19 protein-coding genes are annotated in these 24,735 nt (G+C 63.0%); 3 read left to right on the top strand and 16 right to left on the bottom strand.

The annotated features are described in order from the left end of the window. Nucleotide 1: 1 nt before the first annotated feature. The 9 genes from WDS16_RS08945 to WDS16_RS08985 all read right to left on the bottom strand — a co-directional run bounded on the left by WDS16_RS08945 (nucleotide 2) and on the right by WDS16_RS08985 (nucleotide 11,307). Nucleotides 2–1,729 carry a substrate-binding domain-containing protein gene (locus WDS16_RS08945; protein ID WP_338892107.1) on the bottom strand — a complete coding sequence of 576 codons (1,728 nt, stop codon included), beginning with the start codon at nucleotides 1,727–1,729 and terminating at the stop codon, nucleotides 2–4. A gap of 22 nt (nucleotides 1,730–1,751) precedes the next feature. After that, the gene (locus tag WDS16_RS08950) at nucleotides 1,752–3,926 is read right to left on the bottom strand and encodes a malate synthase G (RefSeq protein WP_338892109.1); all 2,175 of its coding nucleotides are present in this window, start codon (nucleotides 3,924–3,926) and stop codon (nucleotides 1,752–1,754) included. 51 nt (nucleotides 3,927–3,977) lie between these two features. Further along, on the bottom strand, nucleotides 3,978–4,907 hold the full coding sequence (locus WDS16_RS08955) for a 3-methyladenine DNA glycosylase (protein WP_338892112.1): 930 nt from the start codon (nucleotides 4,905–4,907) through the stop codon (nucleotides 3,978–3,980). A 2-nt stretch (nucleotides 4,908–4,909) separates the two neighbouring features. Next, nucleotides 4,910–6,010 carry a hemolysin family protein gene (locus WDS16_RS08960; RefSeq protein ID WP_338892114.1) on the bottom strand — a complete coding sequence of 367 codons (1,101 nt, stop codon included), beginning with the start codon at nucleotides 6,008–6,010 and terminating at the stop codon, nucleotides 4,910–4,912. Then, nucleotides 6,003–7,385 carry a hemolysin family protein gene (locus tag WDS16_RS08965; protein WP_338892116.1) on the bottom strand — a complete coding sequence of 461 codons (1,383 nt, stop codon included), beginning with the start codon at nucleotides 7,383–7,385 and terminating at the stop codon, nucleotides 6,003–6,005. Before WDS16_RS08965 ends, WDS16_RS08960 begins: the two co-directional genes overlap by 8 nt. Nucleotides 7,386–7,387: 2 nt before the next feature. Then, nucleotides 7,388–7,570, bottom strand: a complete 183-nt coding sequence (locus WDS16_RS08970) for a hypothetical protein (protein WP_338892117.1) — start codon at nucleotides 7,568–7,570, stop codon at nucleotides 7,388–7,390. A 129-nt stretch (nucleotides 7,571–7,699) separates the two neighbouring features. Next, nucleotides 7,700–9,136, bottom strand: a complete 1,437-nt coding sequence (locus WDS16_RS08975) for a GuaB1 family IMP dehydrogenase-related protein (protein ID WP_338892119.1) — start codon at nucleotides 9,134–9,136, stop codon at nucleotides 7,700–7,702. An 18-nt stretch (nucleotides 9,137–9,154) separates the two neighbouring features. Next, nucleotides 9,155–10,021, bottom strand: coding sequence for a DMT family transporter (locus WDS16_RS08980; protein WP_338892121.1), 867 nt, complete (start codon nucleotides 10,019–10,021; stop codon nucleotides 9,155–9,157). Next, entirely contained in the window at nucleotides 10,018–11,307 is a 1,290-nt protein-coding gene (locus WDS16_RS08985; RefSeq protein ID WP_338892123.1) for a DEAD/DEAH box helicase, read from the bottom strand. The genes WDS16_RS08980 and WDS16_RS08985 overlap by 4 nt, the downstream gene beginning before the upstream one ends. Nucleotides 11,308–11,329: 22 nt before the next feature. Between WDS16_RS08985 and WDS16_RS08990 the strand changes: the two genes are divergently transcribed. Then, nucleotides 11,330–11,977: a DUF4262 domain-containing protein gene (locus WDS16_RS08990; RefSeq protein ID WP_338892125.1), complete on the top strand. Its 648-nt coding sequence runs from the start codon at nucleotides 11,330–11,332 to the stop codon at nucleotides 11,975–11,977. A 94-nt stretch (nucleotides 11,978–12,071) separates the two neighbouring features. On the opposite strand, the gene gndA is transcribed toward WDS16_RS08990, so the two are convergent. From gndA to WDS16_RS09010, 4 genes are all read right to left on the bottom strand, one after another. Continuing rightward, nucleotides 12,072–13,523, bottom strand: a complete 1,452-nt coding sequence (gene gndA, locus WDS16_RS08995; RefSeq protein ID WP_338892127.1) for an NADP-dependent phosphogluconate dehydrogenase — start codon at nucleotides 13,521–13,523, stop codon at nucleotides 12,072–12,074. A gap of 152 nt (nucleotides 13,524–13,675) precedes the next feature. Further along, nucleotides 13,676–15,340 (bottom strand): DEAD/DEAH box helicase, encoded by a 1,665-nt coding sequence (locus tag WDS16_RS09000; protein ID WP_422395769.1) that lies wholly within the window; start codon nucleotides 15,338–15,340, stop codon nucleotides 13,676–13,678. A gap of 263 nt (nucleotides 15,341–15,603) precedes the next feature. Beyond that, the gene (locus WDS16_RS09005) at nucleotides 15,604–16,566 is read right to left on the bottom strand and encodes a M56 family metallopeptidase (protein WP_338892129.1); all 963 of its coding nucleotides are present in this window, start codon (nucleotides 16,564–16,566) and stop codon (nucleotides 15,604–15,606) included. Nucleotides 16,567–16,590: 24 nt separating this feature from the next. Next, nucleotides 16,591–17,007 carry a BlaI/MecI/CopY family transcriptional regulator gene (locus WDS16_RS09010; RefSeq protein WP_338892132.1) on the bottom strand — a complete coding sequence of 139 codons (417 nt, stop codon included), beginning with the start codon at nucleotides 17,005–17,007 and terminating at the stop codon, nucleotides 16,591–16,593. Nucleotides 17,008–17,200: 193 nt separating this feature from the next. Here WDS16_RS09010 and WDS16_RS09015 point away from each other — a divergent pair, with 193 nt between their 5' ends. Both WDS16_RS09015 and WDS16_RS09020 read left to right on the top strand, forming a co-directional pair. Then, the gene (locus WDS16_RS09015) at nucleotides 17,201–18,502 is read left to right on the top strand and encodes an alpha/beta hydrolase (RefSeq protein WP_338892134.1); all 1,302 of its coding nucleotides are present in this window, start codon (nucleotides 17,201–17,203) and stop codon (nucleotides 18,500–18,502) included. A gap of 104 nt (nucleotides 18,503–18,606) precedes the next feature. Continuing rightward, a complete protein-coding gene (locus tag WDS16_RS09020) occupies nucleotides 18,607–21,114 on the top strand; it encodes a bifunctional lysylphosphatidylglycerol flippase/synthetase MprF (protein ID WP_338893306.1) in 2,508 nt (835 codons plus the stop codon). A gap of 2 nt (nucleotides 21,115–21,116) precedes the next feature. On the opposite strand, the gene WDS16_RS09025 is transcribed toward WDS16_RS09020, so the two are convergent. The 3 genes from WDS16_RS09025 to WDS16_RS09035 all read right to left on the bottom strand — a co-directional run bounded on the left by WDS16_RS09025 (nucleotide 21,117) and on the right by WDS16_RS09035 (nucleotide 24,579). Further along, the gene (locus WDS16_RS09025; protein ID WP_338892136.1) at nucleotides 21,117–22,007 is read right to left on the bottom strand and encodes an ABC transporter ATP-binding protein; all 891 of its coding nucleotides are present in this window, start codon (nucleotides 22,005–22,007) and stop codon (nucleotides 21,117–21,119) included. Continuing rightward, nucleotides 22,004–22,996 carry a FecCD family ABC transporter permease gene (locus WDS16_RS09030; RefSeq protein WP_338892138.1) on the bottom strand — a complete coding sequence of 331 codons (993 nt, stop codon included), beginning with the start codon at nucleotides 22,994–22,996 and terminating at the stop codon, nucleotides 22,004–22,006. Before WDS16_RS09030 ends, WDS16_RS09025 begins: the two co-directional genes overlap by 4 nt. Before the next feature lie 107 nt (nucleotides 22,997–23,103). Beyond that, nucleotides 23,104–24,579 (bottom strand): iron chelate uptake ABC transporter family permease subunit, encoded by a 1,476-nt coding sequence (locus tag WDS16_RS09035; RefSeq protein ID WP_338892139.1) that lies wholly within the window; start codon nucleotides 24,577–24,579, stop codon nucleotides 23,104–23,106. Nucleotides 24,580–24,735: the final 156 nt, after the last annotated feature.

Genomic DNA, 24,735 nt, shown 5'->3' on the forward strand with positions numbered 1-24,735 from the left:
TTCAGTACAGCAGCTTTCGGAGAAGGTCGGGAAGCTCGGCGCCATCGGAGGAACCGACGGTGGTGAACGATCCATCGGTGATACCGGACATGGACTGTAACGTCGATTCGTCGGAATTGGTTCCGATGGACACGACGTCGATCGTGACAGGTCGAGTCGGATCGACCATCTCGGACAGCGTCGACAGAAATCGACTGGACGCAATCGTCGGGTCGTCGTTCGGTCCGTCCGTCAGCAACAGGACGCTGTTCGGCTTGCCGGGCGAATACGTCTCTCGAGCGTCCAGGAACGCAGCGGTCACCGCTTCGTACGTCGACGTGGCAGTGGCAGGTCGGACTTCCCCGGCTGCAGAGATCAGTTGCTCGCGGCGAGTGCGCGAGTCCAACGGCTCGTCGACCGGACCGGTCGAGACAAGGGTTCGGAAGGCTCGGGTGCCGTCGAGATCCTTGCTGAAGACCCACAGTCCCAGTTCGGACGAGTCGATGACCGATCCGAACTGCTGATCGAGTGCAGCGACCGTGTTCTTCAATCGGGTGTTCGAGCCCTCGGTTGTGTCCATCGAGCCGGATATGTCCAACAGTGCCGTGACGCGACGCGGTGTTGCGGGATCGAGAACAGCGTCGACGAGCGCGCGTTGGGCGGTAATACCGACAGCGGGAGCTCCCGAGGGTGGGTCACCGACATCGAAGCCGGAATCGACGAACATCTGCGCATTCGCGGGTTGGCGTAGAAAGTCGACGAACTGAGCTGCCGCGCGTCGGCTGGTCTCGTCCGTCCATTCCGTGGCGAGGATCGCCGCCGGATGGTCCGCGATCGGGGTCGATCCACTCGGTGCGTACGCAGTCAGGCCGGACTGAGCCGAGGCGTCGAGCTGCTGCTCGGTCACCGGAACAGCGTGCACATCGGATGTGGACGCCGAATCACGGCTCAGCGAACCGAGTGCGCTGTCGGTCGATTCCGTTGTAGTCGACGGTATTCCGCGGTCGGTCGTGGCCAACGCGGACAGTGCGGTGGCAGTGGAACTGCGTCGGGGAAGCTCGGACGCCGACACCGGCGTCGGACTGTCGTAGGTGGTCGCCGCCACTGCGCCGAGTGCGGCAGCCGACGAGTCCGACTCGGGTCCGACGGGAAGGCGCATGCGAAGCCCGCCCCAGCCGGGGAGACCGAGAGTGTCCAGACCGTCGGGCGCAGACTGCAGGCGAGGAAGGTCCGCCCACCCGATACCGGCCGCCTCCAATGCTTCTGCAACCACACCGGGCACAGCAAGGACGATCGACGTGCTCGCAACCGAACGGGGAGTCCCGTCGACAGTTCCAGCGGGTAGATCCACGAGCGCATCCGAGGAGCGGGGAATCCAGAGCGCCGGGGCTGGGCCGAGGATCGACTCGTCCCAGCTCGCGACATCGGCAGCAAATGCACCGGCCACCTGAGTCGACTCGCGTGTGGTGACCTCGAGCGAGATGCAGTGATCTCGCACCACGGGCGCGGTTGCCGTGAAGTCGGCAGCCATGCGAGTCACCTGAGAGGAGATGTCGGGGTCGACCGTCACCGGGATGACGGCCGTCCCCTCGACACACGTATCGGCGGCCTCGACGCCCTGGTCCGCGATTCGCTCGCGCAGCTGAAACCACCCGAGTACGGCGAGCACCATCACTACGACGATGCCCACCGCAATCACCGGGCCCTTGCTGATGCCTCTGACCCCCCCTGAGGTCCGATGTTCACCCACGAGAGAAGGTTACAAGGCTCAGCTAGTTACTAGCTGCCTTGTACTCCCGTCGACGGCGATGCAGGATCGGCTCGGTGTAGCCGTTCGGCTGGCTGGTGCCCTGGAAGATCAGGTCACTGGCAGCTTGGAACGCGATGTTGGAATCGAAGTCGGGTGCCAGGTTCTTGTACGTCGGATCGGATGCGTTCTGTCGGTCCACCACGGGAGCCATCCGCTGCAGCGACTCGCGCACCTCGTCCTCGGTCACGATTCCGTGGCGAATCCAGTTCGCCAGGAACTGGCTCGAAATACGCAGAGTCGCACGGTCCTCCATCAACGCGATGTCGTTGATATCGGGAACCTTCGAGCACCCGACGCCGTGGTCGATCCAGCGGACGACGTAGCCCAGGATCGACTGCGAATTGTTGTCGAGTTCTTTGCGCTTCTGCTCATCGGACCAGTCCGTGGACGGGGCGAGGGGGATCTCGAGGATCTCGTCGACGGTGGCGCGCTTGGATCGAGCGATTTCCTCCTGGCGGGCGAAGACGTCCACCTTGTGATAGTGCAACGCGTGCAACGTCGCTGCCGTCGGGGACGGCACCCATGCGGTGTTCGCCCCAGCCATCGGGTGAGCTATTTTCTGCTCGAGCATGTCGTGCATCAGATCGGGCATGGCCCACATCCCCTTGCCGATCTGCGCCTTGCCCTCCAGCCCGGCAGCGAGACCGGTGTCGACGTTGAAGTTCTCGTACGCCGAGATCCACTTCTGAGCCTTCATCTCGCCCTTGGGAACAACGGGTCCCGCCTCCATCGAGGTGTGAATTTCGTCGCCGGTGCGGTCGAGGAAGCCGGTGTTGATGAACACAACCCGCTCCTTTGCGGCCTCGATAGCGGCCTTCAAGTTGACCGTCGTGCGGCGCTCTTCGTCCATGATGCCGACCTTGAGGGTGTTGACCGGCAGGCCGAGAACCTGCTCGACACGTGCGAACAACTCGGCGGTGAACGCGACCTCGTCAGGTCCGTGCATCTTCGGTTTGACGATGTACAGCGACCCGGTACGCGAGTTCTTCAACACATTGTCCGCGGCCAGCGAGTGCATCCCGGCGAGCGAGGTGAACAATGCGTCGAGGATGCCTTCGGGAACTTCGTTGCCGTCGGCGTCGAGAATCGCATCGGAGGTCATCAGGTGCCCGACGTTGCGGACGAACAGCAGAGACCGACCGTGCAGGGCGATCTCACCGCCGCCGACCGTGGTGTAGGTGCGGTCCTTGTTCAGCGTGCGAGTGAACGTCTTTCCACCCTTGGCCACCTCCTCGGTGAGGTCGCCTCGCATCAGACCGAGCCAGTTGCGGTAACCGAGGACCTTGTCATCAGCGTCGACGGCCGCGACGGAATCCTCGAAATCCATGATCGTGGTGACGGCGGACTCGAGCAGGACGTCCTTGACACCTGCGGCGTCGGTCTTCCCGATCGGGTTCTCTGCGTCGATCTGAATCTCGAAGTGCAGCCCGTTGTGAACCAAGAGAATTGCGGTCGGCGCCTGCTTTGTGCCCTGGTATCCAAGCAACTGCGATGGGTCGGCCAAACCGGTTGCCGACCCGTCCGCGAGGGTTACCGTCAGCGAGTCGCCGTCGATGACGTACTTCGTGCTGCCGACGTGGCTGCCGACCGACAGGGGTGCGGCTTCGTCGAGGAAGTCGCGGGCGAACGCGATGACCTTGTCGCCACGGACCTTGTTGTAGCTGCTGCCCTTCTCCGCGCCGTCGTCCTCGGAGATGGCGTCGGTGCCGTACAGGGCGTCGTAGAGCGATCCCCAACGTGCGTTGGAGGCGTTGATCGCGAAGCGAGCATTGAGAACCGGCACGACGAGCTGCGGGCCCGCCGTGGAAGTGATTTCGGTGTCGACACCGGAAGTGCTGATCTGGAAGTCGGCCGGCTCCTTCTGGAGGTAGCCGATCTCCTGAAGGAAGGTTTTGTAGGCGGCGCGGTCGTAGTTCGGGCCCGCGTGCTCGCCGTGCCAAGCATCGACCTTGCCCTGGATTTCGTCCCGCACCGCGAGTAGCGCCTTGTTCTTCGGTGCCAGGTCGGTGATCACCGATTCGACGCCTGTCCAGAACTGCTCGAGGTCGACACCGGTTCCCGGAAGGGCCTCGTTCTGCACGAAGTCGTACAGCACCTTGGCAACCTGAAGACCACCAACTCGTTCGCGTTCGGTCATGAATCCCTCGCTCTTTCCGGTCACAGGCACCTGTATCAGTGCCCCAAACGACTACTTTGTCGATGTTACTCGGCGGTAGGTCGGAGACGAGACACCGCCGTTCACGAGTAGATTCTGGCACCGTGCTATCAGTTCCGATCGGAGAGGGGCTGCCCTGGCCGTCAGGTCGGTCTGCGCACGTACGTAGTCGGCGCGCCCGGTGGGGGTTTCGATCGCGATCGGTGCGAGTCCGTATGCCGTCAGATCGTAGGGGCTCGCTCGCATGTCGACAGTTCGTGCGACGAGCGCCAGCTCGAAGCAGTCCGTCACCAGATCCGATCCGACGAGCGGCGATAGTTTGTAGCTCCACTTATAGAGATCCATGCTCGCGTGCACGCATCCGGGCTGTTCGCGATCGGTTCTCCCCGAGGGCTCCAGTGAGAGTGCATTGCGCGGGACTGCGGCATCGGTGAAGAACCGGAATGCGTCGTAGTGCGTGCACCGAAGCTTCATGGAGTCGACTACGTCGTCGGTACCGTCGTGCCCCAATCTCAAGGGCACCGTGCCGTGCCGCAGCGCCGATACGCCTCCCTGGTACACCATGGCCCACTCGTGCAGGCCGAAGCAGCCCAGGTTGGGTGGCCGATCGCGTGTCGCAGTCAGCAACCCCAGGGTGAATTCGATCGCCGATCTGCGCTGGTCGACCAATGCCTCGCGGACTCGATACCCGCGGACTTGATACTCTTCGGCGGGTACTGGTTCGTACGACGCCAACCCCGCGTAGTCCTCGGCCTGCGCCCCCGTGAGTACAACTCCATAGCCCGGGTTCCAGCGCTTGAGATGACCTGGTTTGAAGCTGTAGTACGTGAAGAGAAAGTCGAGGACGGGGTGATACGCGCCCCGCGCTCGTTCCTGAAGGTAGTCGCCGATCAGCAGCTCGACTCGGTTGGCGTGCGCCGCCCGACTCGCTGTCCAGTCTGATTCCGGTAGAACGGTGACCACGTCTATCGACGCAGCCCGCCCGGCGCGGGCCCAGCGATGCGATGAGTGCCGTCGCGAACTGTTCCGACGAACTCTTCGACGAGATCCTCCAACGCAACGATACCGACGGTGGTTCCGGTGGCATCCTGGACGGCGCCCAGGTGACTTCTCGTGCGTCGCAGGCGAGTCAGAGCATCGTCGAGCATCGTGTCCGCGGAGACCACAGGCAATGCTCTCACTTCCGACCGGGGGATGACCGAATCCGGGCCCGCAGAATCGTCGACCATGTATTCGAGCACGTCCTTCAAGTGCAGGTAACCCACCAGAGCACCATCGGGTGCCTCGACGGGGTACCTCGAGAATCCAGTGGCGATGACGGCCTCTTCGACCGAACCCAGGGTCGGCCCGGAGGCGCTGTCGAACCCCGATAGCCGGACGGTACGAACCTGATCGGACGGGATGAGCACCTCGGCCACAGTGCGACCGGAGGTGTCGAGCGCCTGCGTCAACCGACGGTGTTCCTCTTCGTCGATAAGGCCCTCCGATCGCGACTCGCCGATCATCTGAGACAGCTCGTCCGCGGAGACCGACGAATCGAGCTCGTCTTTGGGCTCTATTCGCAGTGCACGCAACACGAGATTCGCGCAGACGTTGTAGAACGAGATCAGTGGCTTGGCGATCTTGATGAACATCAGATGGATCGGAACGAGGATCATTGCGGTGCGTTCCGGTCCTGCGATCGCGATGTTCTTCGGAACCATCTCGCCGACGAGTATGTGAAGCACAACGACGAGCCCGAGCGCAAGTGCAAAGGAGATCGGGTGCAGCAGCGCCTCGGGAATTCCGACGAGCTCCATTGGCTTCTCGATCAGATGGGCTACGGCCGGTTCGCCCACTCGGCCCAGCAGAATCGAACAGATCGTGATGCCGAGTTGGGCTGCCGCGAGCATCAGCGACAGGTTCTGGCCGGCTTCGATCACGAACTTCGCACGCTTTTTGCCTTGCGCGAGCAAGGATTCGAGTCGGTCACGGCGGGCCGAGATCAGCGAGAATTCCGCCCCGACGAAGAACGCGTTTCCGGCGAGCAGGAAGACCGCGAGCAGAACAGCGAGTAGGTCACCCACGGGCTTTGTCCTCCGATCTGAGCTCGGACAGTCGGTCGGAGGCAACCGGCTGCAACAGAATCCGGTCGATTCTGCGCCCGTCCATGTGCGTCACCTTCGCAATCCATCCGCCGTCGGACTCGGACGGTTCGTCGAACTCGGGGGCGGGCAGGATCGTGCAATCTCCTTCGACGGGGATTCGACCCAGCTCGGTGAGTACGAGCCCACCGATCGTTTCGTACTCACCGTCGGGCGCGCGGTATCCCGTTGCGGACGCGACCTCGTCGATCCGAAGCAAACCGGAGCAGATCCAGCTGTCGCCCACTCGTTGTACGTCCACCTCGGGCTCGTCGTGTTCGTCTCTGACCTCTCCGACTATCTCCTCGATGAGGTCTTCCATCGTGACCATTCCGGCTGTTCCGCCGTACTCGTCGACGACCAAAGCAACCTGCATCCCATCGGCTCGAACACGCTCCATGACGGTGTCGCCGTCGAGACTGGAGGGCACTACGGGTACATCCTGCGCGAGTGCATCGAGGCGAGTCGATCGCCGATTCGAGGCAGGCACGGCAAACGCGTGTTTGATGTGTACGACTCCGACCGTGTCGTCGAGGTCGCCGTCGACGACAGGGAAACGCGAGAATCCGGTTCGTGCCGCGGTTTCGATGAGATCGAACGCGGTGTCGGAGACCGACAACGACTCCACTTTCACCCGTGGAGTCATCAGCTCCTCCGCGGTCCGCTCGCCGAACTGGAGCGACCTGTCGACGAGCCGTGCCGTTCCCTCGTCGAGGGAACCCTGCTGCGCTGAAGTACGCACCAGGGAACCAAGCTCGCGGGGGGAACGTGCGGATCTCAGCTCTTCGGCGGGTTCGACACCGAGCCGGCGTACAAGCCAGTTGGCCGACCCGTTGAGACCTCTGATGGCCCAGCGAAAGATCGCCGAAAATCCCGACATCGCGCCGGCTGTCGCGCGCGCAGTCCCCATCGGCAACGCGATGGCTATGTTCTTGGGAACGAGTTCGCCGAAAATCATCGAGAACGATGTCGCGATGACCAATGCCGCAGCAAGTGAGATACCCGATGCGACACTCTCGGACGCACCGGCGGCGGTGGCCACCGGTACGAAGAAACCGGCGAGCACAGGTTCGGCAATGTACCCGGTGATCAGGGTAGTGATGGTGATTCCGAGCTGCGCGCCGGACAGCTGGAAAGACAAGGTCCGATGTGCGTGCTGGACCTGACGTGAGCGGGTGTCATCGTATGTCGAGACAGCGGAATCGACCGAGCTCTTTTCCAGAGCGGTCAACGAGAATTCTGCCGCCACGAACAAGGCTGTGCCCGCCGTCAGGGCGACAAATCCCAACAGACTGAGAATGCTGATTGCGATGTCCACCGTCATCGCCGCCGGAGCTGAGACAGGAGTACCGCACCGTGTCCTGCGCCGTGCAGCTGACGTGTCGAACGAATGTCGCCGGGTTGGTCACCCGGCTCGATAGAGGAGCCCTCCGAAGTGGAGCCCTCGTCGCCGAGGTCGCTCGATGCGACCGGGGCGTTGTTGATAACGGGTGCCTCAGGCACCTGGTTCCTTTCTCTCGTCTTCTGCGACCGTGCTCGTGAGAACACGGTCGCAGAAAGTACTCGCGATTACCGAAGGCCCTATCTTATCTGCTCGCCCGACCGATGCGGTGACAGGGAAAGTGGGACGTCTCACCACCCACTCGGAAGCGGACGTCCCTCGGCGAACCCGGCTGCAGACTGAACGCCAAGCACTGCGCGCTGATGAAGCTCTGGGAGAGTTCGAGCACCTGCGTACGTGCAGGTACTCCGCAGACCCGCGCAGATGTGGTCGATGAGATCCTCCACGCCTGGGCGATCCGGGTCCAATCGCATCCTGGAACTCGAAATCCCCTCCTCGAACAAACCCTTGCGCGCCCGGTCGAACGCGTTGTCGGTCGCGGTGCGGGCAGCAACCGCACGCTTGGAGGCCATGCCGAAGCTCTCCTTGTACGCGTGGCCGGCGGCGTCGACGCGCAGATCTCCTGGTGACTCGTAGGTCCCGGCGAACCACGATCCGATCATGACGTTCGACGCGCCTGCGGCCAGCGCGAGTGCCACATCACGTGGATGCCTGACCCCGCCGTCCGCCCAGACGGTAGCCCCCAGCTCGGCTGCGGCCGAAGAACATTCGGCGACCGCGGAGAATTGCGGGCGGCCGACGCCGGTCATCATTCGCGTGGTGCACATGGCTCCTGGCCCGACACCGACCTTGACGATGTTCGCGCCCGCAGCGATGAGATCGCGCGTACCTGCTGCGGACACGACGTTTCCCGCCGCCAATGGGACGCCGAGGTCGAGTGCCGCGATGGCTGCCAGCGCATCGAGCATTTTCTCCTGATGTCCGTGCGCGGTATCGATGACGAGGACGTCCGCCCCGGTCTCGACGAGCGACTGCGCTTTCGCAGCGACATCGCCGTTGATTCCGACTGCGGCAGCGACGCGCAGTCGTCCCGCATCGTCGATGGCGGGCGAGTATATGCCGGCGCGAACTGCTCCAGTGCGCGTGAGCACACCTGCGAGGCTTCCGTCGGCGTCGACCAGGACCGCTAGATTCTCGTGTGCCGAATCCAGGGCTTCGAAAACCGAGCGTGGGGTCGCGTCGGAGGGCACGGTGACGAAATCGGTTGCGGCGATCGACTGAAGCCTCGCGAATCGGTCCACGTCGGCACAGGCGCCCTCGGTGACGACCCCGACCGGCTTGCCGCCTTCGACGACGATCACACCGCCGTGTGCACGCTTGTGCATCAGCGCGAGTGCGTCCGAGACCGATGCATCGGGTCCGAGGACCACCGGTGTATCGGCCACGAGGTCACGGCTCTTGACGAACGCAACTGTCTCGCTGACGGCATCGATCGGTAAATCCTGGGGGAGGACCGTAATTCCGCCTCGGCGGGCGACGGTCTCTGCCATGCGACGGCCGGACACCGCGGTCATGTTGGAGACGACGATCGGAATGGTTGTACCTGTGCCATCGACAGTGGAGAGATCGACGTCGAACCGGGAGGTGACATCCGTCCGGTTCGGGACGAAGAACACGTCATCGTAGGTCAGGTCGTATGGGGGCCGGTGGCCATCGAGGAACTGCACGTTGCGTCAGCCTACCTGTCAGCCGGCGGCGGCGCCCTCGGTCACCATTGCTTGTGACCGCGACAGCGCAATGGTCGAGACGATCATGACGGCAACGCACACCGCGATGACCACGAGAGCGAGAGGGCCGTCGCGTACTCGCTCGTCCAGGACGGTGATACCCAGGAACGCTGCGCCGAAAGGTTCGCCGATCGTGACTGCGGGCAGCGACGCCGACAGCGGACCGGCTTGAAATGCAACTTGTTGGAGGTAGAACCCGAGCGCGCCGCACCCGATGAGCGCATAGGTTTGCCACGCGGTCAGAGCTCCGACGAAGTCGTTCTCCACCAGATCCGATACGAATTTGGTGAACGCAACTGCAACACCGAACAAGAGGCCACCCGCCGCACCGAGCAGCAGGGCTCGGTGACCAGGATTCTTCAACACGAGCCCGGCGACCGCACACGTCGAGATGACTGCAGCCGAAATCACCAGCGGAACCAACCACTCGGAAAACGGTGCGTTCGAATGACCTTCGGTGGGATCGCCCACGACTATGAACACAGCCAAGGCGAGCGCAAGTGAGATGGCCAGCATCCAGGTGGTCCGCGTCATCGTGAAACCCGAGAATTTGGCGGACAGCGGCAGGGCGAACAGCAACATGGACACCACAAGCGGTTGGACGAGGAGGACCGAGCCCACCCACAGCGCCGCGACCTGCATTGCGTAACCACCGATATCGCCGATCACGCCTGCCCACCAGCGTGGGCTTCGCAGGAGTGCGGATATCAGTGAGGTTCCCTCGGGTACGGCGGCGGCCGCACTCTGCTGCGCGACGGAGGCGCAGGCGAACAACATCGCCGCGATGAGCGCGAGAACGACAGGCAGAATCGGTGAGCTGCTCATCGACGACCCGGCCTGCGAGACCGTGTGCGTTGAGGAGTGGAGCCGGATGCCCGGCGAGAACCGGTACGCGTGGCAGTGGCGCCACTCGGCGGTGTCGACGCGCCGACAGGTATTCCGGTCGGCTTCCTCGCGCCGGTAGCCGCCACGAGAGCTGGGCTCGACGGCACGACGTCCGCGATGGGGGCGTCGAGGTGCGCTTGGTCGATGAGGGAGGTGACGTGTTCTTCCTGGTTCTCGGTCAGCAGTGTCACGACGACGCCGGTTCGGCCCGCGCGACCGGTGCGGCCGGCGCGATGCGTGTAGTCCTTCACATCGACGGGTGGATCGACGTGTACGACGAGGGTGACACCGTCGATGTCGATTCCTCGTGCAACGACGTCCGTAGCCACCAGTACAGGTACCGATCCGTCGGTGAACGCCGCCATGGTGTGCACGCGGCTGGCCTGGGATTTGTCTCCGTGTAGTGCCGCTGCTGAAACACCCTCCGATCGAAGCTTCTCGGTAAGTCGATCCACCGCGTGTTTGGTTCGCAGGAAAAGAATGGTGCTGCCGTCACGGGATGCGATCGCAGCTGCGACCGAATCCTTGTTCTGCGCTGTGACACGGAAGAAATGGTGCTCGACGGGTGAGTCTGCGACCGGCGCACCGACCGTTCGATGAAATGCAGGTGTGCGTAGGTACTTCTCGATGAGAGTATTCACCTCGCCGTCGAGGGTGGCAGAGAACAACATTCGCTGTCCATCGCCAGGAGTTCGGTCGAGCAGCGCCTCGACCTGAGGCAGAAACCCGAGATCGGACATGCGGTCGGCCTCGTCTATTACTGCGATTTCCACATCTGCGAGGGACACCGCCGTTGTCGACACGAGATCCTCGAGACGTCCCGGAGTGGCAACGACGACGTCTACTCCGCGGCGAAGTACGTCGAGTTGTCGCTTGAGTGGAACTCCGCCGACCACGCTTGCAATTCGAATTCCCGACGCCAGAGCCGGCTCCTCGAGGGACGTGCTGATCTGGAGGGCGAGTTCGCGAGTGGGAACGAGCACGATGGCTCGGGGACGGGCTGGGACGCTTGCTCGGCCTGACAGGCGGTGTAGGAGTGGCAGTCCGAAGGCCAGTGTCTTCCCGGAGCCGGTGGGGGCTCGACCGAGGATGTCGCGACCGGCCAGAGCGTCGGGAATTGCTGCGGATTGGATCGGAAAGGGCTCCTGAACGCCGAGCCGTCGCAAGGCGTGTACTACGACGGGACGCAGCCCTAGATCTGCGAACGAAGAAGTCGATCCAGGCATAGCGGAACAGTACCGCCCCGTCGTGTTCGTGTCGGTGGTGCTTGCCATCATTCGACTGGCACGAACATACGTTCGAGTTTCTGTATCGGCAGAGATCACGATGTTCGGCGGAGATGGGGGAGTCATGTGCGCGATGTGTGACGGTCGATCGATCGAGGATTACGTCGTCGGCGTGGAGGGGCTGATAGATCGGTACGGATGGGCGCTGCAGTACGTGAGTTCGCGGGCGGACGCAGAGTTGGAGGGCTCAGGGATTCAGGCGGACGACGGGGATGACCGGGACCACTTGGAGGACATCGTGCCGGCGTTCTGCTACACCGTCGGCCTGACTGCTCACGGTCATCCTGAGTTGATATTGACGGGCCGTTCGGCAGGCGAGTCCGCCTCGGTACTTAACGTGCTCGCTCGTCGCATTCTGTTCGGGTGTGTCCGCTTCGAGGCCGGGACCGAGTGCAGCGCAGGCGGTTTCGAGCTGTCGTTTGTCGACGTAGCGGAGTCCGAGGACTGGCTTCTGATGGCGTGCCGGATCTATTCCGGTGACAACGTGTCGGCAGTTCAAGCGGTGTGGCGAGACTCGGACGGCAACCTTCCCTGGGAAGGGGACTTCCCGTCGTCCATCGTGCAGCCTGTCCTCGGGCCGCCACCGGGCTGGTACGACGAGTTCGACTGAACCGTCCGGTTCCTGGAACCGCGACCGTGTGCTCGGAGAGATCGTGATTACCGAGCGCACGGTCGCGAGCAGGTAGAACTAGGCCTGAATCCCGTTAAGCCTGAATCTCGCTACGGTCGCCACTCCACAGCGTGTGGAACTTGCCCTCGGAGTCGATGCGCTCGTAGGTGTGCGCGCCGAAGAAGTCGCGCTGTCCCTGAGTAAGGGCAGCAGGCAGGCGCTCAGCGCGCAATGCGTCGTAGTAGGCGAGAGAGGACGCGAATGCGGGAACCGGAATACCGAGCGATGCTGCGGTGATGACGACACGACGCCAGCTGTCGATAGCGTCTTCGATCGCGTCCCGGAAGTACGGTGCGAGGATCAAACTCGGCAAATCGGCGTTGTCGTCGTAGGCATCCTTGATGCGGTTGAGGAAGCGAGCACGGATGATGCAACCGCCGCGCCAGATGGTGGCCAGATCACCGGGGTGCAGATTCCAGTCGTACTCTGCGCTGCCCGCTGCAATCTGGTCGAAGCCCTGTGCATATGCAACGATTTTGGACGCATAGAGCGCGCGACTGATGTCGTGGGTGAACTGTTCGGCGTCGGAGGGCTTGGCAGCGAGAGTTCCCGACGCAAGACCGACTGCGGCCTTGCGTTGGCTACGCGATCCGGACAGTGCACGTGCGAAGACAGCTTCGGCGATGCCGGTGACCGGCACACCGAGGTCGAGGGCAGCCTTGACCGTCCAGCGGCCTGTGCCCTTCTGCTCGGCAGCATCGACGATCACATCTACGAGCGGCTGGCCGGTCTTCGCGTCGACCTGCTTCAGCACCTCGGCGGTGATCTCGACGAGGTAGCTCTCGAGGTCGCCCGCGTTCCATTCGGTGAACACATCGGCCACCTGCTGCGGTGTGTAGTCGAGTGCGTCACGGAACAGGTTGTAGGCCTCACCGATGAGTTGCATGTCTGCATACTCGATGCCGTTGTGCACCATCTTTACGAAGTGGCCGGATCCGTCCGGACCGATGTGTGTGCAACACGGCGTGCCATCCACCTGTGCTGCAATCGATTCGAGCAACGGGCCGAGCGCCTTGTACGAGTCCACTGGGCCACCGGGCATGATCGACGGCCCGTTCAGCGCCCCCTCCTCGCCTCCGGAGATCCCGGCGCCGACGAAGAGCAGTCCGCGCTGTTTGAGCGACGCTTCGCGGCGAATGGTGTCGGTGTAGAGCGCATTTCCACCATCGATGATGATGTCGCCCTCTTCCATGGCGCCTGCGAGTTCCTCGATTACTGCATCGGTGGGGTCGCCGGCCTTCACCATGATCAACACGCGGCGAGGCTTCTGCAGCGCAGCGACGAACTCTTCGATCGTCTCGGTGCGAATGAACTTCCCTTCGCTACCGTGCTCCGCCAAGAGAGCATCGGTTTTGGCGATGCTGCGGTTGTGCAGCGCAACAGTGTGCCCGTTGCGCGCGAAGTTCCTGGCGATGTTCGAACCCATCACAGCGAGTCCGGTGACACCGATCTGGGCAAGTTCTGACGAATCCACTCCTGAAGTCATGGGTACAGCTTTCCTTGCGGAGCGAGTGAATGAAAGTTGGGGGCCGCATTTCGTGTACGGACTCGACAGAACGAGACCGGGGCGTCGTCTCGAATTCGGAACGACGCCCCGGTCTCGGGTCGGTACTACTTCACATCAGCAAGCGTCGAGCTTCAGCGATTGCGGGCAGGCCCGTCGAATCCGTCGTACTCGCGACGATCGGTGCGGCTACGAAAGCCACCCGACCTGGTGTCCTCACGCACGACTGCGGACTGACGACGGTCGTCGCTGCCTTGGTAGCCGCCGGTGCGGGGACGGTCGCCCTGGTAGCCGCCGGTGCGGGGACGGTCACCTTGGTAGCCGCCGGTGCGGGGACGGTCACCTTGGTAGCCGCCGGTGCGGGGACGGTCACCTTGGTAGCCGCCGGTGCGGGGACGGTCACCTTGGTAGCCGCCGGTGCGGGGACGGTCACCTTGGTAGCCGCCGGTGCGGGGACGGTCACCTTGGTAGCCGCCGGTGCGGGGACGGTCACCCTGGTAGCCGCCGGTGCGGGGACGGCTGTCGCGACGATCGCGTGGAGCCGAGCTTTCCGCTCGCAACGGCTCACCCGTCGGCTTCTTGGCCCCGGTGATGCTGGACAGCTCTGCCGAGCCGGACGCGACATTCACCGAAGTTGCTTTGACGCCGGCCATTCCAGTTAATTTCTGGACCTGGCGACGCTGATTGGGCAGAACGATTGCGACGACGGTGCCTTTTTCGCCTGCGCGGGCCGTGCGACCCGCGCGGTGCAGGTAGTCCTTGTGATCGGCTGGCGGATCGACGTGGACGACGAGATCGATTCCGTCGACGTGGATTCCGCGGGCGGCGACATCTGTCGCAACGAGAACAGGTGTGCGGCCGTTCTTGAATCGCTCCAGGACCCGGGTGCGCTGGTTCTGAGCTTTGCCGCCGTGCAGCGACTCTGCAGCGATACCGAGGGCGCGAAGGCGGTCTGTGATTCCGTCGCAGCCGAGCTTGGTGCGTGCGAACATGATCGTGCGGCCGTCGCGTGCTCCGATTTCGGACAGGACGACGTCTTTCTGACCACGGTCGACCATCAACATGTAGTGGTCCATCGTCCGCACGCTTGCCTTGCCGTCCTGCGTGGAGTGTTCCACGTGGTCCGGCAGGAACTGACGTACGAGCGACTGAACTTCCCGATCGAGGGTGGCAGAGAACAGCATCCGCTGCCCGTCTGCCGGTGTGTCGGCAAGCACTGCGCGGACCTCGGGAAGGAATCCCATGTCGGCCATCTGGTCTGCTTCGTCCAGCGCGGTGATCTCGATCGAATCGAGCACGCAAGTTCCCTGGCGCAGGTGGTCTGCCAACCGACCGGGCGTTGCGACGAGAACGTCGACGCCGCGGCGAAGCTGCTCGACCTGCTTGTTGAACGGAGTGCCACCGACCGCTGCGCGAACGGTCAGCCCCTGAGCGCCTGCGTAGGGGGCCAGGGATTCGACGACCTGGAACGCGAGTTCACGAGTCGGTACGAGAACGAGCGCACGAGGGCGTTTGGCTGCCGGGCGGTCAGTGTGCAAAGCCAAGCGAGCGAGGATCGGCAGGCCGAAGGCCAGAGTCTTGCCGGACCCCGTCTGCGCGCGACCGAGGACGTTCTTGCCCGCGATGGCGTCGGGAAGCGCCTTCGCCTGGATGGGCGAAGGAACGGTGATGGAATTTCGAGCCAATGCGGCGACGACCGGTTCTGGTAGACCGAGTTCGGCAAAGGTCACCACGGGCGAATCGCTTACGGCGTCCGTGGTGGCAGGGGTGGATGTACTAGTCGAGACAGCGTGAGTCACGCAGTTGAACCTCTCCGGATTACGGGCACGCCACGAAGCTACAGCTGGGGAAACACCCGCGAGAGGGGCACAAACAACAGCTAGAACACATATATGACGAGCCAGGGCACTGTCACCTGGCCATCCGTGCGCGTGGAAAACACTGCGCATAGTGGGGCTGTTTGTGCCTTTTCGAATTTCTAGGCCGCAATGGCGACCGTGTTCGAGTGTACGTCACGAGGCTTCGATTCACCGCTTCGAACAGGTGTGAGCTGGCCTACTCGTCAGCCGTGGCTCATCAGACGTTTCAGTTCTTCCAGCCACGGCATGGCGACGAAGATAGTGGGCACGACCAGAATTATCGCGGCCGCGCCGTACGCGGCGACACTGGTTCGGAGATCGACGCGGGGACCGCTCAACCGCTGGACGCGGATCAGCGTGCTCGGCCCACCGGCGGCCAGCGCGCCTCGGGGTGCAGTCGAGCCTGCGCAGGTGACCAATGCTCTGGCGAGAGGGGTCGGCCCGGTCACCTTGACTGCGGAATCGTCGGCTAGCAGCTCGACGAGAAGCTGCACGCTGCCCAGCGCCGACTTGCTACGAACGATGCGAGGAAACGCTTCGTTCACCGCGGTGAACGCTTCGAGGACCAAGTCGTGTCGTGAGCGGAGATGAGAACGCTCGTGGCTGAGGATTGCTTTCAGCTCGGCGCGGCTGAGATTGGTCAGTACTCCTTCGCTCAGCACCACCCGTTGGCGCAGGCCCGGTAGGCAGTACGCAATGGGTTCGACTGCGTCGAGCACGCGTATGTCGGCGTCACGCACACCGGGGAACGGCCGGCCGGTGCTGCTGCTTCGGTCGAGTAGATCCACGAGCACACGGTGCCGTGCGCGTCGACGCCGCGTTCGTATCGCCACCTGGACGACGGAGAACATGAGTTTGGCGCCGATCCCGAGCGTGATGGCGAGCACGACCACGTACAAGATCCACAACGGCAGACCGAGGGCCTCGATTTCGTCGGTCGGTGCCGTCGTCGGCTTTCCGTCCGGGCCTGGGACTAGCAACAGACCGCCGATTGCCAGACCGGAGCTGAACGCGGAGAACACAGCGGCGACAGCGATCGCCTGCCACAGCACGAGCGCCGCTCGAGGCGCACGATACGGCCAGGTGGCATGGCTCAGAACAGCAGGAACTGGCCCCGTCAACAGCAGGGCAAGTACTGCGAATACCAGCGCTGTGGTGGAGTTCATTTCCTCACTAACCGCGGGCAGGAATCAGTCGGATTGTCGATCTTCGTTCGGAGACGACGGGTGTCCGCCCGATTGTGCCACTTCCAAGGCTGCAAGAGCTTCTCGGAGCGCCGCAGCTTCGTCTGCACCCACCTGTCCGACGAAGTGGACCAGTGCGGCTGCGCGGCCTCCGGACTCCGGCGCCTGGGACAGCGCGTCGACCATCAGGCTCGCAACGAGTTCGTCGCGGCTGTGCAGCGGGACGTACCGGTGCGCGCGATCGTCTCGCTGTTGAACGACGAGCTGCTTCTTGGCGAGCCGTTGGAGAACGGTCATAACTGTGGTGTACGCGAGTTCTCGATGGGCGGCGAGCGCCTCGTGGACCTGCCGCACCGTCTGTGGTTCCGAGGAATCCCACAGATGATCCATCACTGCACGCTCGAGTTCGCCTAGACCAGCCATTCCACCGAGTCTACGGCCAGTCCGACACAAATGCGTACTACTCCCGGTAGTACGGGCATCCTGGGCGTGTGGGATCGGTCATACACACCCGGAGGGTGACTTTGAGATCCAGATCGCACGCCTTGCATCGATCCGAGCGGTTCTGTGCATATTCTGCTTTCATGCCATTGCGAAGACGGTCGGGAGGTCACCGTTGAACTGGGTCGTGTCGCTGTCCCTGGTCAGTGATACGACCTCGTGGGTCACGGTGTTTCTCGGCCTGCTCGGCGCCATCTGGCTGGTGATCTGTTCGAAGCGCTGGTATCTGCTTCGGGCTCTGCCGATATGCATCGCGCTGGCAACTGTCCTCGCAATGGCCCTGTATTTCATCGTGGAAAAGGTGTGGCGGCCGTTTCCAGATCCCATCGAACCCGAAATTTATGCCTGGATCGGCGTTGCGCTCGGCGCAGTGGCGTTGGTCGTGCCGAGAGTGATGGCGTCCGGCCGCACCTTGACGAAGGTTGTTTCCGTCGTCGCAGCGATTCTGGTGGTGGTGGCCGCCTCGGCGCAGATAAACCTGGTGTTCTCGGCGTACCCGACGCTCGGCACGCTCGTCGGTGTCGAGGATGTCGATCGTGTCGACCTGGGTGAACTGCCGGGTCCGCAGTCCGACCCGGTGACGGGGGACCCCCTCGATTCCGCATGGTCAGCGCCGGAATCGATGCCTACCGAGGGCAAATTGACCTCGGTTTCCATTCCACCGACGGCTTCGGGTTTCTCCGCTCGCCCGGCCGAGGTGTACCTCCCTCCGGCGTACTTCACCGATCCCCGCCCATTACTACCGGTGCTCGTGTTGCTTGCCGGTCAGCCCGGCGAACCAGAAGACTGGCTGAACGGCGGCATGCTTGCCAACACCATGGACGCATTCGCGCGTGATCACGCGGGCTTGGCCCCGGTAGTGGTCGTCGCGGACGGGACCGGGTCCACACTCGCAAATCCGCTCTGCGTGGACTCTCCGCTCGGCAACGTCGACACCTATCTGTCGAAGGACGTGCCGGACTGGATCAATTCGACCCTGCAGGTCAACCCGGACCGGCGGAGTTGGATCATCGGTGGGCTCTCCTACGGGGGGACCTGTTCCATTCAACTGGCCACCAACCACCCCGACGTCTACCCGACCTTCCTCGATCTATCGGGGCAGGCCGAGCCCACTCTCGGTGATCGCGGACGCACGGTGGCGGACGCGTTCGGTGGCAACGACGCCGCTTTCGTCGCGGTCAACCCGATGGACCTGCTGAAAACGAAGAAGTACCCGAATTCGGGGGGTGCGTTCGTCGTCGGTGCGGACGACAACGACTACCGACCCGGCCAGCAGGCGATGTACAACGCCGCCAAGGCCGCCGGAATGGATGTGCGGTATCTCGAGGTACCAGGCGGACACAGTTTCGCTGTCTGGTCCGAGGGTCTGAAACAAGAATTGCCCTGGCTGATGCAGAGAGTGGGATTGATCTCGTGAACGAGACCGTCGAAGAAATTGCCCCGGTCGAGCCGTCCGAGCCATCGTGGTTCGACAAGCGGCGGGAGCGGATCGCCCACGGATGGCGCACAGCGGTTCGGCAGATGGTGCGCTTGTGGTCGCTGATCGTGTTCGGGGTCAAGGGCGCACCGGTGAGCATAGGTTTGCTGATCCTTGTGCTTGGCCTCGGGATCCTCGCATTGGTAGTAGGTGGCGGCACTCTGCACCGCGAGTTCGCGCTCGGAATCATGCCGATCGAGGAACTTCGGCTGTGGACGGTCCTCACCGCCGGTCTCTTCGCGCCCGGTGTTCTCGGCTACGTGGTTTTCGTTCTCGCTGTGTTCGTGGCGGCGGCGCCGATCGAGCGCAGAATCGGATCTGCGAAGTTCGCGCTGTCGGCGGTACTTACCCAGGCACTCGGCGCGGTGCTCGGACTCGGCATCGCCGCACTGGCAAAATTGTTCGATGCCGATTGGGGATTTCGTCTGCACGTTGGAACCGCGATCGGACCGACGACCTGGATCGTCGGGGTGGTCATGGTGGCGAGCGCGCGAATGGATACGTTGTGGCGCCGAAGGATCCGGGTCGGGTTGCTCGCGCTGCTGATCACCTCGGCGCTGTTCAGTGGGCATCTGCAGGATGTCGTCAGACTTGCTGCCGCAGTCGTAGGACTCCTTCTCGGCCCGACCATCGTCGGCCGGTCGGCCCGGGGACCGCGCTTGGCTGGAACGCAACGAGAGGGTCGTGTTCTGGTGGCACTCGTCGTTGCGGCGAGCGCTCTCGGACCGGTGCTGGCCGCGCTGAGCCCGGACGCGGTCGGTCCGTTCGCGGTTCTTCGAGATGTGGTGAGCGGCGTTCCGTATACAGCAGCGGAGGTTCGCGAAATCTGTGCGGATTCTGCAACTGATCCCGAGTGCAGAACCGGTCTTCTCGAACTGCGATTGGGAGGCGTCGGACCGACGATCCTGTCGCTGATGCCGTCGATTCTCCTCCTGTTTCTGGCGGATGGGTTGCGCCGCGGGCGCCGGTTCGCATGGGGCGCGACGGTTTTCGCACAGGTCGTGCTGCTCATCGTGTCGATCGCCAACTACGCCATCCGGTTCATCGAAGCAGGGGACGACGAATCCGTTTTCTACGGACTGGAATCGCCGACGGCGTATCGGACGATCGTGCCGTTCTTACTTCCACTCGCAGTCCTCGTCCTGCTCGTGCTGACCCGCAAGTACTTCGACGTAACGGCACCGCGAGGAACATATCGAAAGTTCTCGGCGTACGTCGCTGGATCGCTGGTGGGTCTCGGAGTCCTGTACGTGCTCGGTGGGCTTGTCGGGCGTGCAGGGTTCGATGAAGAGCCGACCGTTCTCGGTCTCGTGGCCGATTTTCCGCAACGCCTGATCCCGCCCGTGTATCTGCAGTGGCTCGAGCCCCGCTTTCTTCCCGACAGCATCTTCACGACTCTGCTGTTCGAGTGGACCGGCGTGATCTTCTGGGCTGCACTCTGTCTGTTGGTGCTGGGGACCTTCCTGACGCCGAATGCAGGCACCGACAGCGACGCCGCCGAACGCGCGCGCTCGGTACTGATGTCGAGCACGGGCAGTGCACTGTCGTGGATGACCACTTGGAAGGGCAACTCGTACTGGTTCTCGGCCGACGGCAGTAGCTTCGTCGCCTACCGAGTGATCTCAGGTGTGGCGCTCACAACCGGAGACCCGGTCGGTCCACGGGACCGACTGCGCGAGAACGTCGTCGACTTCGCCGAATTCGCTTCGGAGAACGGATGGATACCGTGTTTCTACTCGGTGACGCCCCAGGTCCGTGACATCACCGACAGTATCGGGTGGGGAGGTATTCAGGTCGGGGAGGAGACCGTTCTGGATTTGGAAAATCTGGCGTTCACCGGAAAACGCTTCCAAGACGTACGCACTGCGTTGAATCGAGCGAAGAAGGTCGGCATCGAAGCCGAATGGATCAAGTTCCCGGATGCGCCGCTTGCAATCACAGACCAGATCACGGCGATTTCGGAAGAGTGGGTGGCCGACAAAGGGATGCCCGAGATGGGCTTCACGCTCGGCGGACTCGAGGAAGTCGACGACCCACAGGTCCGCTGCCTCGTAGCCATCGACGAACACCGAACCGTGCATGGGATCACATCGTGGATGCCAGTGTACGAAGACGGAGAGATCGTCGGCTGGACACTGGATTTCATGCGACGTCGATCGGAGGGGTTCAGGCCGGCTATGGAGTTCCTGATCGCATCCGCTGCAATTCTCCTCAAGGACGAGGGAATCCGGTTCTTGAGTCTGTCCGGTGCTCCACTCGCCAAGGTGGACGACAGCGGCGCCGAATCAGATCCGACCGAGGAGGAGTTGACTTTTTCGCGGCTCTTGGACCGTTTGCTCGACGTACTGGGCAAGACACTCGAACCCGTCTACGGCTTCCGGTCGTTGCTCGCATTCAAGTCGAAGTTCCAGCCGCGGTACGAACCGATGCACATGACCTTCGCGGACCCTGCTGCATTGCCGAGCATCGGAAACGCTATCGGCCGCGCCTACCTTCCCGACGTCTCCATCGGACAGGGATACAGGTTGGTGCGCACCATGATCGAGCGCTAGCGCTACCTCGACTCAGCGCGAGCCCCGGGGGAGACCTCGACAGGGCCGCCGACTGCGCCGTAGACGTGTCGAGTGCCGATCGGAACGATCAACGGACGGTCGGAGACCGGGTCTGCGATGACGGTGGCCTCGAGTCCGAACACGTCCATCAACAGCTTCTCCGAAATCACGTCCTGCGGTCGGCCCGACTCCACGATCTTGCCCTCCGACATCACAATCAGTTGATCGCTGTAGCGGACCGCCAGGTTGAGATCGTGCAAGACCATGATGACCGTTCGGCCCATTTCCTCGTGCAATCGATCGACCAGATCGAGAACCTCGACCGAGTGCGCCAGGTCCAGATAGGTGGTCGGCTCGTCGAGCAGGAGTATGTCTGTGCCCTGTGCCAGCGCCATGGATATCCAGGCTCGCTGCCGCTGACCTCCGGAGAGTTCGTCGACCGGCCGGTCCGCGAGATCCTCGACACCGGTCAACTGCAGCGCACTCGCTACCTCGGACTCGTCGTCGGAACTCCATTGGCGGATCCACGACTGATGGGGGTGCCGGCCCCTCGACACGAGGTCGCCGACGGTCAATCCTTCGGGTGCGGTCGGGGCCTGCGGCAGCATTCCGAGCACTCGCGCCACCTCTTTCGTCCGCATCGACGAAATGGCTTTGCCGTCGAGAATCACCTTGCCGCCCTTGGGCTTGAGCAATCGACCGAGTGCGCGGAGTAGTGTGCTCTTTCCGCAGCCGTTCGGCCCGATCACGGTCGTGATGACACCGGTGTGGACCTTCAAATCCAGGTTCTCGACGATGATGCGGTCGCCGTAGCCCAGCGACAGGTCCTCGGCTATGAGACGAGACGGCTCTGTCCGCGCTTCTTCTGTCCGCGCTTCTTCTTTCAGTGTCATGCGGAAACCTTTCGATTACTACGGACGAGCAGATAGAGAAGAAACGGTCCGCCCAGGGCAGAGGTCACGATTCCCACCGGCAACTCGACCGGGAGGATGGTCCGGGCAATGAGGTCGCTGCCGACGACGAGCAGTCCGCCCATGAGGGCGGATGCGATGATCGGCGGACCAGGAGTTCGCAAGAGGCGCAGCGCGATCTGCGGAGCTGCGAGCGCGACGAAACCGATCGGGCCGGCAGCAGCGGTGGCGATGGCGGCCAGGGCGACCGCCGCGAGCAGCAGTGATGCCTGCCCGTACTGCAGACGTACACCGAGCGAGCGGGCATTGTCGTCACCGAGTCTGAGCGCGCCGAGCGTGAAAGTGGAGACAACGGCAACTCCGCCGACCAGAACGAGAGCTACGAGAACCGGCCATACGGTGTTCCAGTTGGCGCCGTTCAGAGAACCGGTCAGCCACAGTTGCGCTCGGGACACGTCATTGATGTCGGCACTGATCAGCAGCCAACCGATCACAGCCGTGAGCATGGCGTTGATCGCGATCCCGACGAGGATCAATCGGAACCCCTCGACGCCGCGCTTCCAGGCAAGCGCATAGATCAGCACCGCGGTCACAATGCCACCGAGCAGAGCAGCGAGCGGGAGACCGAGGGTGGCGAGGATCCCGGCGAGCGAGCCGCCACCGAGCACGATCATCGCGACAGCCGCAGCGCTGGCTCCTGCGGTGATGCCGAGGATATCCGGGCTTGCCAGCGAGTTTCGGGAGATGGACTGAGTCACCGCACCGGAGATTCCGAGCGCCATCCCGACGAGCAGGCCCGTGAGAGATCGGGGAAGCCTCAGGTCCATCACGATGAACCGTTCTATCCGAGAACCGCCTCCGAAGAGCACCTCGGTCACCTCGCCGACCGACAGGGGGAAGTCACCACGTCCGATGTTGATGCAGACGACCAGGAAGAGTGCGATCAATGTGACTACGTTGATCAACACCATCAGGGGCCGCCTGACCAACGACACCGGACCGACCCGAAATGCCGGCCTCGACGGGACTCCATCATGGTGATCGCCCGGTGTCGATCTTGGCGCATCCACATTCGCGGTCACAGACTTGCCAACTTCCGACGACGTACGAGAGCGATGAAGAATGGAGCGCCGAACAGCGCGAGGACGATCCCGACCTGTAGCTCGCCAGGGCGTACGACGACGCGTCCGATCACATCCGCGATCATCAGCATGACCCCGCCCATGAGCCCGGCGTAGGGGACGAGCCACCGATAGTCGGGACCGGTGACCACCCGGGCGACGTGAGGAACGACGAGCCCTATGAACGCGATCGGACCGCAAGCTGCGGTGGCCGCGCCGGTGAGCAGGGTGATCGCGACAATTCCGATGGTCCGTGTGAGTGCGATGTTGGTCCCGAGCGATCTGGCGACGTCCTCGCCCAGGCTCATGACGTTCAGCCCAGGAGTGCTTGCCAACGCAATGAGGACACCGACAATCAGGAATGGGAGCACCTGCCACAGGATGTCGAGTCCCCGACCCGCCACCGAGCCCACTGACCAGAAGCGGTAGCCGTCGAGACTCGTCTGGTCGAGCAGAACGATCGCGTTGGTCATCGCGGCGAGAAAGAACGCGACACCGGCTCCGGCAAGTGCCAGGTTCAACGGACTCGCCTTGCCGTTGCCTATGGACGAGAGCCCGAACACCACGACGCTCGCCAACGCCGATCCGGCGAAGGCGAACCACAGATACTGACTTGGGGAATCGAAGCGAAACAAGTAGATCGACAGGACGACCAGAAATGCAGCGCCGGCGTTGAGCCCGAGGAGGCCGGCGTCGGCGAGAGGGTTTCGGGTATGCCCTTGAATGAGTGCGCCTGCGATCCCCAGAGCGATTCCGACTACGAGAGCGAGCAACGTCCGCGGGATCCGCAATGTACGCACGATGATGTCGGTGTCCGTGCCGGTCGGGGTGAGAAGTGCGTGTCCGATTTCGTCGAACGTCAGCGGCCTCGCGCCGATTGCGATGCTTGCCAGAATGGCTGCGGCCAGCGCAACCGCAAGGATGACGAGCCCGAGAATTCTGCGCTTCCGAATGCCTGCAACCGAATTATCTTGTGGGACAGGTACGAACAACTCGTGACGTGCGGTTTTCTCGCGGACGACCTCGGTAGAACTCCGCCCGATACCCAAGTGTCGAAGCAACGAGCGGCGAACACCGATCGCGTCACCGCTGTCGGCATCGCGAACGATGAGATCGGTCCATCGCTTGCCTGTGCTCTGGCCGTCCTTGCCTTCGCGGAAGCCTTGATTCCACAGAAACAGTCCAAGTGCGACCGATAGTGCGATGGAGCCGAACACGAACCGGTCCGCTTCGCCGCCGCCGTTGTCGTCTCGGAGCGAGTCGACGATCGACCATCCGATGACCAGTGGGATCAGGATGATGCCGAGATCGACGACCGTAGCCGCGATTCGAGGCGGCCACGGAGCGACACCAGTGGGTATCTGTTCCTTGGCGAAGTCCTTGTCGGGAGTCGGATGAGAACCTCCCGAACCAAGCAATGGTGCCGTCGTCACTATGCCCGTGACTCCTCACTGTGGTCAATGCGTCAAGTATTAGGTTACGGAACCCTTGTTCATTCTGCGCGTTCAGGTAAGGCAAGCCAAGCCGAATCGGTGACGCAGAAGACACTTCAGCATCTGCCGGGATCCAGCCAGGGTGGTTAGGCTAAC

It is taken from the genome of Rhodococcus sovatensis (assembly GCF_037327425.1).
In the GTDB taxonomy this organism is placed as follows: Bacteria; Actinomycetota; Actinomycetes; order Mycobacteriales; family Mycobacteriaceae; genus Rhodococcoides; species Rhodococcoides sovatense.

Excerpts from the sequence above, each read along its gene's own strand:
- WDS16_RS08950 (WP_338892109.1), bottom strand. The coding sequence starts at position 3,926 with ATGACCGAACGCGAACGAGTTGGTGGTCTTCAGGTTGCCAAGGTGCTG.
- WDS16_RS08980 (WP_338892121.1), bottom strand. The coding sequence starts at position 10,021 with ATGAGCAGCTCACCGATTCTGCCTGTCGTTCTCGCGCTCATCGCGGCG.
- WDS16_RS08985 (WP_338892123.1), bottom strand. The coding sequence starts at position 11,307 with ATGCCTGGATCGACTTCTTCGTTCGCAGATCTAGGGCTGCGTCCCGTC.
- gndA (WP_338892127.1), bottom strand. The coding sequence starts at position 13,523 with ATGACTTCAGGAGTGGATTCGTCAGAACTTGCCCAGATCGGTGTCACC.
- WDS16_RS09005 (WP_338892129.1), bottom strand. The coding sequence starts at position 16,566 with ATGAACTCCACCACAGCGCTGGTATTCGCAGTACTTGCCCTGCTGTTG.
- WDS16_RS09010 (WP_338892132.1), bottom strand. The coding sequence starts at position 17,007 with ATGGCTGGTCTAGGCGAACTCGAGCGTGCAGTGATGGATCATCTGTGG.
- WDS16_RS09020 (WP_338893306.1), top strand. The coding sequence starts at position 18,607 with ATGGTGCGCTTGTGGTCGCTGATCGTGTTCGGGGTCAAGGGCGCACCG.
- WDS16_RS09025 (WP_338892136.1), bottom strand. The coding sequence starts at position 22,007 with ATGACACTGAAAGAAGAAGCGCGGACAGAAGAAGCGCGGACAGAGCCG.
- WDS16_RS09030 (WP_338892138.1), bottom strand. The coding sequence starts at position 22,996 with ATGGTGTTGATCAACGTAGTCACATTGATCGCACTCTTCCTGGTCGTC.